The 12519-nt window shown below is 60.8% G+C and carries 12 protein-coding genes; 1 reads left to right on the top strand and 11 read right to left on the bottom strand.

Annotation, left to right across the window (positions count from 1 at the left end; genetic code table 11):
- Nucleotides 1-91: 91 nt before the first annotated feature.
- The 7 genes from AC30D7_RS02310 to AC30D7_RS02280 form a co-directional block, all read right to left on the bottom strand.
- A complete protein-coding gene (locus AC30D7_RS02310) occupies nt 92-481 on the bottom strand; it encodes a RidA family protein (RefSeq protein WP_490132870.1) in 390 nt (129 codons plus the stop codon).
- A 30-nt stretch (nt 482-511) separates the two neighbouring features.
- Nucleotides 512-1303, bottom strand: a complete 792-nt coding sequence (locus AC30D7_RS02305) for an amino acid ABC transporter ATP-binding protein (protein ID WP_490132869.1) — start codon at nt 1301-1303, stop codon at nt 512-514.
- Nucleotides 1300-1962, bottom strand: a complete 663-nt coding sequence (locus AC30D7_RS02300) for an amino acid ABC transporter permease (protein ID WP_018927656.1) — start codon at nt 1960-1962, stop codon at nt 1300-1302. The genes AC30D7_RS02305 and AC30D7_RS02300 overlap by 4 nt, the downstream gene beginning before the upstream one ends.
- Before the next feature lie 8 nt (nt 1963-1970).
- Complete coding sequence (locus AC30D7_RS02295) at nt 1971-2633, bottom strand: amino acid ABC transporter permease (protein ID WP_447792133.1); 663 nt, start codon at nt 2631-2633, stop codon at nt 1971-1973.
- 52 nt (nt 2634-2685) lie between these two features.
- Nucleotides 2686-3534 carry a transporter substrate-binding protein gene (locus tag AC30D7_RS02290; RefSeq protein ID WP_490132868.1) on the bottom strand — a complete coding sequence of 283 codons (849 nt, stop codon included), beginning with the start codon at nt 3532-3534 and terminating at the stop codon, nt 2686-2688.
- Between the two features lie 340 nt (nt 3535-3874).
- Complete coding sequence (locus tag AC30D7_RS02285; protein WP_413694770.1) at nt 3875-4156, bottom strand: type II toxin-antitoxin system RelE family toxin; 282 nt, start codon at nt 4154-4156, stop codon at nt 3875-3877.
- Entirely contained in the window at nt 4146-4394 is a 249-nt protein-coding gene (locus tag AC30D7_RS02280) for a type II toxin-antitoxin system Phd/YefM family antitoxin (RefSeq protein ID WP_305412191.1), read from the bottom strand. Before AC30D7_RS02280 ends, AC30D7_RS02285 begins: the two co-directional genes overlap by 11 nt.
- A 197-nt stretch (nt 4395-4591) precedes the next feature.
- Here AC30D7_RS02280 and AC30D7_RS02275 point away from each other — a divergent pair, with 197 nt between their 5' ends.
- Nucleotides 4592-5038 (top strand): thioredoxin family protein, encoded by a 447-nt coding sequence (locus AC30D7_RS02275; RefSeq protein WP_490132867.1) that lies wholly within the window; start codon nt 4592-4594, stop codon nt 5036-5038.
- A 154-nt stretch (nt 5039-5192) separates the two neighbouring features.
- On the opposite strand, the gene AC30D7_RS02270 is transcribed toward AC30D7_RS02275, so the two are convergent.
- From AC30D7_RS02270 to cobN, 4 genes are all read right to left on the bottom strand, one after another.
- Complete coding sequence (locus tag AC30D7_RS02270; protein ID WP_490132866.1) at nt 5193-6839, bottom strand: phospholipase D-like domain-containing protein; 1647 nt, start codon at nt 6837-6839, stop codon at nt 5193-5195.
- 76 nt (nt 6840-6915) lie between these two features.
- The gene (locus AC30D7_RS02265) at nt 6916-7461 is read right to left on the bottom strand and encodes a vWA domain-containing protein (protein WP_138867274.1); all 546 of its coding nucleotides are present in this window, start codon (nt 7459-7461) and stop codon (nt 6916-6918) included.
- 119 nt (nt 7462-7580) lie between these two features.
- On the bottom strand, nt 7581-8588 hold the full coding sequence (locus AC30D7_RS02260) for a magnesium chelatase ATPase subunit I (RefSeq protein ID WP_064617088.1): 1008 nt from the start codon (nt 8586-8588) through the stop codon (nt 7581-7583).
- Nucleotides 8589-8742: 154 nt separating this feature from the next.
- On the bottom strand, nt 8743-12516 hold the full coding sequence (gene cobN, locus AC30D7_RS02255) for a cobaltochelatase subunit CobN (RefSeq protein ID WP_490132865.1): 3774 nt from the start codon (nt 12514-12516) through the stop codon (nt 8743-8745).
- Between the last annotated feature and the right edge of the window lie 3 nt (nt 12517-12519).

Here is a 12519-nt window from a genome sequence, read left to right as displayed (position 1 = left end):
CCCAGAAGGCCGCCTTCGCGGGCAAGCCTCGCTCCTACAGGATTTCGCCGTTTGTAGGAGCGAGGCTTGCCCGCGAAGAATTCACTGCGGTTCAGGCCTTTTTCTTGTAGGCGATGCAATCAATCTCGACCTTGCAATCGACCATCATGTTCGCCTGCACGCAGGCCCGGGCTGGGGCGTGTTCGCTTTTGAAGTACTCGGAAAACACCTTGTTGAAACTCCAGAAGTCCCGCGGGTCTTCCAGCCACACGCCCGTGCGCACCACGTCTTCGAGCCCGTAACCGGCCTCTTCCAGAATCGCGATCAGGTTTTTCATGGCCTGGTGAGTCTGCTCGACAATCCCGCCCACGATGATTTCACCATCCACCGCCGGCACTTGGCCGGACACGTGCAGCCAGCCATCGGCTTCGACGGCGCGGGCAAAAGGACGGGGCTGGCCGCCACCGGCAGTGCTGCCGGTGCCGTAACGAGTAATGCTCATGGATGTTTCTCCTGATTAAAAAGTGAAGGCTTAAAAGCGGGTGCTCTTGAGAAATTCCGCCAGTCGCGGCGACTGCGGGCGCTCGAACAGTTCCTTGGGCGGCCCCTGCTCTTCGATCCGCCCCTGATTCATGAACACGATCTTGTCCGAGACCTCGAAGGCAAAGCGCATTTCGTGGGTCACCAGCAACATGGTCATGCCGTCCTCGGCCAGGCCCTTGATCACGTTCAACACTTCGCCCACCAGTTCCGGATCGAGGGCCGAGGTGACTTCATCGAACAGCATCAGGCTCGGGTTCATCGCAATCGCCCGGGCAATCGCCACGCGCTGTTGCTGACCACCGGACAACTGACCGGGGTAATGATCGCGGCGCTCCAGCAGGCCAACCCGCTGCAGCCATTTTTCCGCCAGCGCCACGGCTTCATCCTTATGCAGCTTTTTCACCTTGAGCAAACCAAGGGTGACGTTCTGCAACGCGGTGAGGTGCGGGAACAGATTGAATTGCTGGAAAGCCATGCCGGTCATGGCGCGATGGCGGGCGATGACCTTTTCCGGGTGGCGCACGCGCTTGCCATTGACCTCGTCATAGCCGATGGATTCACCGTCGAGCAGAATCTGCCCGCCCTGGAACTCTTCGAGCATGTTCACGCAGCGCAGCAGCGTGGTCTTGCCCGAGCCGCTGGAGCCGATCAGCGTGACCACATTGCCGCGCTGCATGGTCAGGTCGACGCCCTTGAGCACTTCGAGCTGGCCGTATTGCTTGTGCAGGCCGCGAATGTCCAGCAGCGCCTGGTTCTGGGTCGAAACTTGAGCTTGTGTCATGGCAAGGCCACCCGCTTTTCAATGTGCCGGCCGAGTAATTCGATGGCGTAGTTGATGACGAAAAACAGCAATCCGGCGAACAGGTAAAACTCCAGGGTCATGAAGGTCCGGGCGATGATCTGCTGGGTGCTGAGCAGCAGCTCGGCGACGCCGATCACCGACAACAAGGTCGACGCCTTGACGATCTCGGTGGACGAGTTGACCCACGTCGGCAAAATCTGCCGCAATGCCTGGGGCAGCAACACATAACCCAGCGCCTGGTAAAACGTCAGGCCGATGGCCTTGCTCGCTTCCATCTGACCGCTGGGCAGCGCTTGCAACGCACCGCGCACGATCTCGGCGACATGGGAACCGCAAAACAGCGTCAGGCCCAAAGTACCTGCCCCGAAGGCGCTGATCTGCCAGCCCAGTGCCGGCGCCATGTAGAAGCAGGCCAGCACCAACACGAACACCGGTGTGCCGCGAATGATGTCGACGTAAAACCGAAACGGCGCGCGCATCCAAAACGTGCCGTAGGTGAGTACCAGGCCGGCGACGATGCCGACCAGCGTACCCAGCAAAATCGCCAGGCCTGAGCACTGCACACTGGTCAGGAAGCCCTGCCACAGGACATCCCGGGCCACCCATAACTCATGCAACCAGCTGGGGGATTCGTACATGGGGCCTCCTATCGGCGAATCGCCAGACGCTGCTCGAGGTAACGCAGCATCATGGCAATGAGGTAACAGGCCGCAACATAGAGCGCTGTGGTCACCAGCCAGGTTTCAATCACCCGGTAGCTCTCGACATTGATCTTGCGCGCGTAATAGGTCAGCTCCGGCACGGCAATCGCCGCCGCCAGCGAGGTGTCCTTGAACAGCGAAATGAAGTTGTTCGACAGCGCCGGCAGCACATTGCGCAGCATCACCGGCACGGTGACGTACGCCTTGACCTGCCACTCGCCCAAGCCGATCGCCAACCCGGCTTCACGCAGCCCCTTGGGAATGCTCAACAGCCCCCCACGAAACACTTCAGTCAGATAGGCCCCGGCATACAGCGACAGGGTGATGATGAACGAGGGGATCTTGTCCAGACGAATCCCCAGGCTCGGCAGCGCGAAGTAGATCAACAGAATCAACACCAGAATCGGCGTATTACGGATCACCGTCACATACACCGACGCCAGCACCCGCAATGCGCGATGCTTCGACAGCAAAGCAAACGCCATCAGCAGGCCGATCACGCAGCCGATGGCGATCGACACCAGCGCCAGCTCAAGACCCAGGCCGAGCCCCGCCAGCAAGGTGTCGAAGTCGCGCCACACGGCGGCAAAATTCAACTGATAGTTCATGGTCAGCAGTACCTTGAGCGGGGCGCGTTATCGGCACCCCGCTCTCACGGGATCATTTGAATTCGACTGGAAAACCGATGGCTGGGGTTGGCAGGTCGACACCGAACCATTGTTTGAAGGAGGCCGCGTAAGTCGGGAATTCGACACCGGTCATGCCCTCATGCAGGACGGTGTTGACGAAGTTCAGCCAATCCTGATCGCCGCGTTTGACCGCACAGGCGTAGGTCTGCGGGCTCCAGGCGTAGGTCGGGCTGCGATAACGGCCAGGGTTCTGCACCATCAGGTATTTCACCGACGACTGATCGGTGGCCGCCGCGTCGGCCCGGCCGGAGTTCACCGCCTGATACATCAAGTCAACGCTGTCGTATTGATCGACTTTGGCCTTGGGCAGTGCCTGATGCACCAGTTCTTCGGCGTACACGTTCTGCAGCACCGCCACGGTCACGCCGTCGGCGGCGGCCTTGAGGTCTTCGATTTCCTTGTACTTGCTGTTGGCCGGCAGCAACAGGCCAACACCTTCGCGGTAGTACGGCAGCGTGAACGCGACCTGTTGGGCCCGGCTGGCGGTCACGGTGATGAACTGGCAACTCATGTCGACCTTGTCGGTCAGCAGGTTCGGAATCCGCGCATCGGACGACTGCACCACGAACTCGACCTTGCTCGGGTCGTTGAACAACCCCTTGGCCACCATCCGCGCGATATCGATATCAAAACCCTGCAACTTGCCGTCCGCTCCCTGGAAGTGCCACGGCGCGTTGGTACTGCCCGTGCCCACGATCAATTTCCCACGGGCCAGCACGCTGTCGAGCTTGCTGTCTGCCGCTTGGGCGACACCCATGACAGCGGCCGAAGCCGCGAGAACGAAAACACACGCTTTAAACAAGGAAAGTCGGCGATGCATGGCAAGCACTCCAGGGCTGTGTTTATTCCGCTATACCGGAACTTGGTATGTAACAACGGAATAGACAGCAGAAAGTGTGCCACAGGTTGTGGGCGGAATCTCGGGGGATTTGAAAAGTGATTTGAATCAAGTGGATGCGAAGTGGATGCGCTAGAACGCCAAACAGACGTTACAAAATGCACAAGTGCTGAACGCTACTTATGGCTACAGGGTGCGGGTAATTGGGTCACATTTCAGGGCGCACTCAACCTTGGGGTGCACTCAAATCGCGATCGAGGCAAGTCATGCGCCTACAGGCGCTTGAGGTACCTGTAAGAACAGGTCTGTAACTGCATACTTCCTAACGCTTAACAGCCTCCTCATAAACTTGCCCGCGCTCCCGTTTACCAACCGCTATTACCGTCACTACCAGAACCTCATCCACAACCCGATAAACCAATCGATACCCGGCACTACGCAGCTTGATCTTGTAAGCATTGCCCAGCCCACTCAGCCGATCCGCTGGAACGTGCGGATTAGCCAACCGCTCCTGAAGCTTCTTCTTGAACTGCTCCCTCAACGTTGACCCAAGCTTCTGCCACTCCTTCCAGGCCTTTTCAGAAAACTCCAGCTCATAGGTCATCGATAGAAACCTTGATCGTAGGATCGTTTTCTCGTTCGCGGCAAAGGGCTACCAGCTCCATGTCTTCAAGCCGGTCCATCATCGCTTCGTATTCTTTGGCTGGGACGCAGTAGAAAGCGGGCTCATTACGGTTGAGGATTGCGACAGACAAACCACCACCGGCAGCGACCGTCCCCATGGGGTTTTTCTTTAGTTCGGAAATGCTCGCTACGACCTGTGAAAGCACGATGTGTGTCATTACGCTACTCCTTGAAGTGCTTTTAATGGCGCTAAAAATAGCACTCCGAACCAAGTCTGGCATCTATCCTTTACTCATAGAAATTGGAATTTGGACCACTGGCACCGAACCCCACCTGTAATTTCTGACAGTAGACCCACCCGCTCGCCTCCTTTAACGTCAAAGGGCCTTCGATAGTCTTTGAAAAGGAGATTTCAATGAGTTCGATGTCCACCCACCCACTGGATCCGGCCTACCGCAAAGTGCTCAACACCTGGCGCACGGTGATTCTGTATTTCGGCAACGACCACTGTCCCGCCTGCGAATGGGCCGAGCCGGTTTTCCGTGAAATTGCCGAGAAGTACAAAGATCACGCGTGCATCTATGTGCTGGATACAAGCAAGTCCCCTCGGCATCCGGAAGTCAAAGGCACACCCACTGTGCTCTTTTGCAAGGAGGGGAAGCTGCTGGCGAAGCTCAAGGGCATAGGGACCCCGGAAACCCTGGAAGAACATTTCAAAAAGCACATCGGCAAGCTCAGGCCCAAAAGAGTTGCCCGAAAACCGCGTCGCGACTTGCCGTGGTTACAGAAAACCCTCAGCACCTTATGCACTGCGCCTCGGGCACGGGAGCGGTTGAATGCACGTTTGATGAGTAACGTTTGAGTCGACCACTATCGCAATAACACACCGAACCCTGTGGGAGCGGGCTTGCTCGCGAAAGCGGTGTGTCAGTCGACATCAATGTTGATTGTGCTGCCGTCTTCGCGGGCAAGCCCCCTCGCCACAAAGAATCTTCCACAGGGAATCACTAGCGTGCTTATCGTCCGGAAAAACGCAGCCGCGACAACATCCGCAGGTCGCCCTCGCGGTAATAGTCATCGGTCCAGCTGTCATCCGTCGCCAACGGCCGGACCTGCTTGAGTTGCAGTTTCTTTGCGAAGTAGCGGAACCGGTAATGCTCGTAAAAGCGCAGCAGTTCCAGCCCGTAACGATCGGCCAGGTCGGTGTCGCCACGGATGATCAGGTAGTTTTCGTCATTGCCGTTGCTGGCTGCGTCACTGAGGTTGTGGCTGCCGCTGATGATGGTCGGTGAGTCGCTGGTGAAGTCGACGACGATGGCTTTGGTGTGCACCAGCAGGTTGCCCTTCTGGCCTTTCATGTTTTCCTTGAGCCAGCCTTCCAGGCCGGTGTTGAGCAGCGCGGTGGCAGCGAATTCGGCGGTGCGGTCGGCGTGGAAACCGGTGATGCTGCTGACCGTGTTTTGCAGGCCGTAACGCAAGATGTCGTCGTGAGGCTGGCCGAGCAGCGCGTTGAGTATTTTGTCCGGCAAGGTGAATGCGGTGACAAACAGCAGGTCTTTTTTGGCGGCGTTGATGATCTTGATGAACTCACTCAAGTCGCCCTCGCCCGAGCGCGGTGAAAAGCCGGCGAACAGCGGCTGGTCAGGCTGCATTGGATTATGTTCCGTGAGCCAGTCCCGCGTGGCGCCGACGTCCGTCGGTGTGGCCCAGACCTGCTCGAAGGTTTGCAGGTAAGTGGCGCCGATCCGAGCGTCGTCCAGCACATGCACGACATTGGCCTGACGGTAGACGCCGTTGGCAGTGAAGTTGGTACTGCCGCAGAGTACCGCTTCGGGCTGATGCTGCCCCGCCGCATCGAGCCGGCTCAGGACCATGAACTTATCGTGAAAGATATTGTGGGTGACTCGCCCACGCTTATTCGCCGCCGGGATTTTTTCCAGGCTGGCTTCGTTCAACGCCGTGGTGTCTTCGCCGGGTTGGGCGTGGTACAGGACCCGAACCTTTACACCGCGCTCGAAGGCGGCGTTCACCGCATCGACGATCGCCTGCAACTGGTATTCATAGATCGCGATGTCCAGCGCCCACTGGCCATCCACGGCACGTTCGATAAACCCAAGCAGGCGTGCGAGCAGACCATTTTCCAGCCATTGCCGCGGCGCGTCGGGCCATTCTTCGATGGGCAGTTTCTTGTTGACGCTGAGCAGCGCATCGAGGTCGGCGAATTTGCGCTGGAACGCCTGGCTGGCAGCCACCGCCCGATTGAAAATCACGTTCTGGCCCTTGGGCAGGCCATTGTCCGTGGTGACCGTCACTTCCAGGCTTTCACCCAACTGTGGCGCATCGGCAGTGCCATAGGCCAGGTGAACCCGATAATGGATCGTCACACCCGGATTGATCGCGTAATCGGCCCAGCGAAATTTCTGCAAAGGCGCGGCATCGCTCGGGGTGGCGTGAAACTGAGGGAACGTATGATCCTTGCCGGGAAAGGTTAGGCTGTTGAACAGAAACAGCCAGGGTTTATCGCCTTGCTGTTTTTCGATGGCAAACCCCAGCAGGCCTTTGCGGCGGGGTTCGGCCAGGTCGATGGCCAGCAGCACACCGTTGGTGCCAGCGTAGGCTTTGACGCGGAAATCGTCCTGATCGTTGCGGGCTAGAACGCGCATGGGTCACTCCTGTGATGGGTTTGCTTACAGAGCATAGGGCAGCGATGCGATGGGGCCAGCACTGTCAGCACAAAACTCAACCTGAAATCAGCTCATCGATATGTCGATAATCAACCTGTAACTGCGCTGCCAACACCTTTGCCCGCCCGAGCCGAATCGGCCCGCGCTCGATGTCGATCAGCAACCCCGGACAATCCAGCTCCGGCAATGTCGACCATTCCTTCAACCGTCCATCCGTCACTAGCAACAGCCGCTGCTGTTCGGCCTGAAAACGCTTTTGCCGTGCCACCAGCCAGTGCCCCGCCTCGCCCAGCGCCGCCAGCATCGGCGTCCCGCCGCCGGCGCCCAATCCCTCGAGCCAATCGCGTAAGCCCGCAGAAGCTTTCAACCCCTGCACCTGCCACTTCGGCAAGTGACCGCTGGCGGTCAGCAAAGCCAGGCGTGCGCGCTGGCGATAGGCATCGTCGAACAGTTGCGCCAGCAAGCCCTTGGCATCGCTCAACGCCTGATGGCGCCGGGTCGAAGCCGAGGCATCGACGATCACCAGCCACAGTTCATGCGGGGTGCGGGTCCGCAGATGGAACAATAGGTCATCGCGTTGACGCGGTCGGCCATTGAGCAAGGTGCCGGGCCAGTTGACCGATCCGCTACGGGCGGCGTGACGCTTGCCCTGTTTACCGTGATCCAGCCGGCCTGCGCGGGGTCTGGCATTCGCCCCCGCGTCTGATCGAGGGCGAATGCCTAGGGCTTTTTTGGCCAGCTCGGCACTTCACGTCGAGCACCGACCGGCAGCGCCTGGGCGGGCATTTCGCCCCACTGGCCCTGACCTTCGTTCGGGTTGGTGGTTTGCGCAGGGGATTGCTGTGGCGCTTGGGAGTTTTGCGGCGCAGAGGTCGAATGCTCCCGACGACGATGACGCAAGGCAAATTCGGCGACCGCGTCGATATCCTCTTCGGCAATGGCGTTCGCACCGCGCCACGCCGCATGTGCCCGCGCCGCGCGCAGCCAGACCAGGTCGGCCCGCAAGCCATCGACGCCGGCAGCAAAGCAGCGCTCGGTGATCTGCGCCAGTGCGGCATCGTCGAGCGGGATACTCGCCAGGGCCGCACGCGCCTTCTGGCAACGCTCGCGCAGGGCGTGTTGCTGACTTTCCCACTCGGCGCAGAACCCTTGCGGATCGCTGTCGAAATCCAGTCGACGACGGATGATCTGGCCGCGCTCGGCGGGTGCGGTATGGCCACTGAGGGCGACGTTCAGGCCAAAGCGGTCGAGCAGTTGCGGGCGCAGTTCGCCCTCTTCCGGGTTCATGGTGCCGATCAGCACAAACTTCGCCGAATGCCGATGGGAAATCCCGTCGCGCTCGATCAGGTTGGTGCCGCTGGCGGCCACGTCGAGCAGCAGGTCCACGAGGTGATCGGGCAGCAAGTTCACTTCATCGACGTAGAGCACGCCGCCATCGGCCTTGGCCAATACACCCGGAGAAAACTGTGCGCGCCCTTCGCTCAGGGCTGCGTCGAGGTCGAGGGTGCCCACCAGTCGTTCTTCGGTGGCGCCCAGGGGCAAGGTGACGAATTGACCGCTGGCCAGCAGGTCCGCCAGACCTCGGGCCAGGGTCGACTTGGCCATGCCGCGCGGGCCTTCGATCAGCACGCCACCGATTTTCGGGTCGATGGCGGTCAGGTACAGGGCGAGCTTCAAGTCATCGGCGCCGACCACGGCGGAGAGCGGGAAATGGGGAGTGTCGGTCATGTTCAAATCTCAGTCATGGTCGGTGGCAGGCACACCTTGTACCTGTGGGAGCGTGGCTTGCCCGCGAAGGCGTCCGCTCAGTCGAAATCAATATTGACGGTGAGGGCCTCTTCGCGGGCAAGCCTCGCTCCCACAGGTTAGCGGTGCCACAGAGTTACCCGTCTTCTTCGATGTCCAGCAACAAATTCTCCAGCGCCTCGCGGTATTCACCCGGTTCCTGCCACATCCCCCGTTGCTGCGCTTCGAGCAGGCGCTCGGTCATGTCGCGCAAGGCGTGGGGATTGTGTTCGCGAACAAACTCTCGAGTCGCCGGATCAAGCAAATAGGCGTCCGCCAGCAACGCATACTGGTGATCGTCGATCAGCTGCGTGGTGGCGTCGAACGCAAACAGGTTATCGACCGTCGCCGCCAGTTCGAACGCGCCTTTATAGCCATGACGCTTGATCCCGTCGATCCATTTCGGATTGGCCGCCCGGGAACGGATCACCCGGTTCAGCTCTTCCTTCAATGTACGGATCTTCGGCAAGTCCGGCTGACTGTGGTCGCCGTGATAACTCGCCGCCGCTGCACCGCTGAGGCTTTCGACGGCCGCCAGCATGCCGCCCTGGAACTGGTAATAGTCGTTGGAATCGAGCAAGTCGTGCTCGCGGTTGTCCTGGTTTTGCAGCACGGCCTGCACCTGGCTCAGACGCTGGGCAAACTGCTCGCGGGCGGCGGTGCCTTCATCGGAGCCGCCGTAAGCGTAGCCGCCCCAGTTCAGGTAAACCTCGGCCAGGTCTTCGCGGCTTTGCCACAAACGACCGTCGATGGCGCCTTGCACGCCGGCACCGTAGGCACCCGGCTTGGCCCCGAAGATCCGCCACCCGGCCTGTCGCCTGGCTACCTCCTCATCCAGACCGGACTCCAGCAGCGCTTCGCGCTCGATACGAACCTTGGCTGCCAACGGGTTGAGATCGTCCGGTTCATCCAGCGCGGCGACTGCTTGCACGGCGGCATCGAATAAACGGATCAGGTTGGCAAAGGCATCGCGGAAGAATCCGGAGACGCGCAAGGTCACGTCCACCCGCGGCCGGTCCAGCAGGCTCAACGGCAGAATCTCGAAGTCGTCGACCCGCTGACTGCCCGTCGCCCACACCGGCCGCACGCCCATCAAGGCCATGGCCTGGGCAATGTCGTCGCCGCCGGTGCGCATGGTCGCGGTGCCCCAGACCGACAGGCCGAGCTGACGCAAGTGATCGCCGTGATCCTGCAAATGCCGCTCGAGAATCAGGTTCGCGGATTGAAAGCCGATGCGCCACGCCGTGGTGGTCGGCAGGTTGCGCACGTCCACCGAATAGAAATTGCGCCCGGTGGGCAACACGTCCAGCCGTCCACGGCTGGGCGCACCACTCGGCCCGGCCGGGACGAATCGCCCGCTGAGGGCGTCCAGCAGGCCGTGCATTTCCGCCGGGCCGCAGGCGTCCAGGCGTGGCGCAACCACCTCGCGCAAGCTGTCGATGATCGCGCTCACGTCGGACCAGCCTGGCTCGCTCAGCCGATCGATTTCAGTGCTCAAGGCTTGCTCGATCAACTGCGCGGCGAACAGTTCCAGACGCTCACGGGTGTCCCCCGCCGTGCGCCACAGCTCATCACTGACCGCCTGCAAGGCATCCGGCCGAGGACCGTTCCAGGGCTCGGCCAACACGCAATCCAGTGGATCGAAGCCCAATTCGAACGCCTTGGCCAGCGCCCGCAGCACGCTCGATTGCGCACCACGACCGTCGCCGCGGGGAATGCGCAGCAAGGCCAATAAAGTGTCGATGCGCAATCGCCCGGTCGGCGACTCGCCAAACACGTGCAGGCCATCGCGAATCTGCGATTCCTTCAAGTCACACAGGTAGGTGTCCAGGCGCGGCAACCAGATCGCCGCGTCGGCATCGCTGTCGAGCTTCTCGTCCAGTTGCAGTTCGCGATCAATGTGCGTGTCGCGCACCAGTTGCAGAATATCGCGCTGCAGTTCCCGGGCACGGCGCGGATCGAGCAACTGCGCTTCGTAATATTCGTCGGCGAGCAATTCGAGATTACGCAGCGGGCCGTAGGTTTCGGCGCGGGTCAGCGGCGGCATCAGATGATCGATGATCACCGCTTGCGTACGACGCTTGGCCTGGGCGCCCTCGCCCGGGTCGTTGACGATAAACGGATAGATGTTCGGCAGCGGTCCAAGCAGCGCGTCGGGCCAGCAGTTTTCCGACAGCCCGACGCCCTTGCCCGGCAGCCATTCGAGGTTGCCGTGCTTGCCGACGTGGATCACGCCGTGGGCCCCGTAGGTGTTGCGCAACCAGAAGTAAAACGCCAGATAACCGTGGGGCGGCACCAGGTCCGGGTCGTGATAGACCGCGCTCGGGTCAACCTGATAACCCCGCGCTGGTTGAATGCCGACGAAGGTCAGGCCGAAGCGCAACCCGGCAATCATCATTCGCCCGCCACGGAACATCGGATCGTTTTCAGGCGAGCCCCAACGTTGCAACACCGCCTCGCGGTTGGCTTCGGGCAGCGCGTTGAACATCAAAAAGTAATCGTCCAGCGCCAGGCTTTGCTGACACGGGCGTTGATCGATAGTGTCCAGGTCATTGCTGACGCCACCGAGCAGTTGCTGGATCAGCGCGGTGCCGCTGTCCGGCAACTCGGCCGGCAACGGATAACCTTCTTGATGCAGCGCACGCAGGATATTCAGCGCCGCGGCGGGTGTGTCGAGACCGACGCCATTGCCGATGCGTCCATCGCGAGTCGGGTAGTTGGCGAGGATCAGGGCAATGCGTTTTTCACCGTTGGGCACTCGCGCCAGATCGATCCAGCGCCGTGCCAGTTCGGCGACAAAATCCATCCGTTCCGGTTGTGGTCGATAGCAAACCACATCGGACTGACTGCGCTCGCTGCGCCACGCCAGATCCTTGAAGCTGATCGGCCGACTGATGATTCGCCCGTCCAGCTCCGGCAGCGCGATGTGCATCGCCAAGTCACGGGGACCGAGGCCTTGCTCGCTGGCACGCCAACCGGGCTCGTTGTCCTGGGCGCAGATCGCCTGAATCACCGGGATGTTGCGACGAAACGGCCGCAGGTGCGGCGTTTCAGGGCTGGACTGGGCGAAACCGGTGGTGTTCAGAATCACCCCCGCCTCGACGTCATCCAGCCAGTCCTCGACCACCGACAGGCAGCCAGGCTCTTTCAGACTGGCCAGCGCAATCGGCAACGGGTTGAGCCCCGCCGCCTGCAAACGCTGGCAGAAAATATCGATGAAACCGGTGTTCGCCGCCTGCAAGTGCGAGCGGTAAAACAGCACCGCCGCCACCGGCTGATCGGCCTGCCAGTCGGCTTGCCAATCCTGAAGGTGCGCGGGGCTTTTTTGCGGGTGGTAGATCGCGGTGCGTGGCAGGGTTTGAGGCTCGGACCATGGATAATCGCGACCCAGCCAGCGACTGGCGAGGCAGCGAAACAAGTCGAGCGCATTGGCCATGCCGCCCTGACGCAGGAAGTGCCAGAGCCGGTCGCGGTCTTCGGGGATTACGGTGCTCAGGTCGCTGAGTTCCGGGTCCGGACGATCGTCGCCCGGCACCAGAATCAACTGCACACCGCGCTGGGACAATTCCACCAGACGCTCGATGCCGTAACGCCAATAGGCGATACCGCCATGCAGCGAGATCAGAATCACCTTGGCGTGGCGCAGCACTTCGTCGACATAAAGATCGACCGAGGCGTGATTCTGCACCTGCATCGGGTTGGCCAGGCGCAGGCTCGGGTAATCGTCGGGCAGCTGCTGCGCCGCCTCGGCGAGCAACGCCAGACTGGAATCGCCGCTGCACAGGATCACCAGCTCGGCGGGGGTTTGTCCAAGGTCGGCAATGTTGTCATCCGACACGAAACCGCCGGGCTGGGTCCTGAGCAGGTGCATGGG

The organism is Pseudomonas sp. DF5 (genome assembly GCF_058148225.1).
The sequence above is the reverse complement of the archived record's forward strand: the minus strand, read 5'-3'. Positions and strand labels throughout refer to the sequence as shown.

Excerpts from the sequence above, each read along its gene's own strand:
- AC30D7_RS02295 (WP_447792133.1), bottom strand. The coding sequence starts at position 2,633 with ATGAACTATCAGTTGAATTTTGCCGCCGTGTGGCGCGACTTCGACACC.
- AC30D7_RS02310 (WP_490132870.1), bottom strand. The coding sequence starts at position 481 with ATGAGCATTACTCGTTACGGCACCGGCAGCACTGCCGGTGGCGGCCAG.
- AC30D7_RS02275 (WP_490132867.1), top strand. The coding sequence starts at position 4,592 with ATGAGTTCGATGTCCACCCACCCACTGGATCCGGCCTACCGCAAAGTG.
- AC30D7_RS02260 (WP_064617088.1), bottom strand. The coding sequence starts at position 8,588 with ATGACCGACACTCCCCATTTCCCGCTCTCCGCCGTGGTCGGCGCCGAT.
- AC30D7_RS02270 (WP_490132866.1), bottom strand. The coding sequence starts at position 6,839 with ATGCGCGTTCTAGCCCGCAACGATCAGGACGATTTCCGCGTCAAAGCC.
- AC30D7_RS02290 (WP_490132868.1), bottom strand. The coding sequence starts at position 3,534 with ATGCATCGCCGACTTTCCTTGTTTAAAGCGTGTGTTTTCGTTCTCGCG.
- AC30D7_RS02305 (WP_490132869.1), bottom strand. The coding sequence starts at position 1,303 with ATGACACAAGCTCAAGTTTCGACCCAGAACCAGGCGCTGCTGGACATT.
- AC30D7_RS02285 (WP_413694770.1), bottom strand. The coding sequence starts at position 4,156 with ATGACCTATGAGCTGGAGTTTTCTGAAAAGGCCTGGAAGGAGTGGCAG.
- AC30D7_RS02280 (WP_305412191.1), bottom strand. The coding sequence starts at position 4,394 with ATGACACACATCGTGCTTTCACAGGTCGTAGCGAGCATTTCCGAACTA.
- AC30D7_RS02300 (WP_018927656.1), bottom strand. The coding sequence starts at position 1,962 with ATGTACGAATCCCCCAGCTGGTTGCATGAGTTATGGGTGGCCCGGGAT.
- cobN (WP_490132865.1), bottom strand. The coding sequence starts at position 12,516 with ATGCACCTGCTCAGGACCCAGCCCGGCGGTTTCGTGTCGGATGACAAC.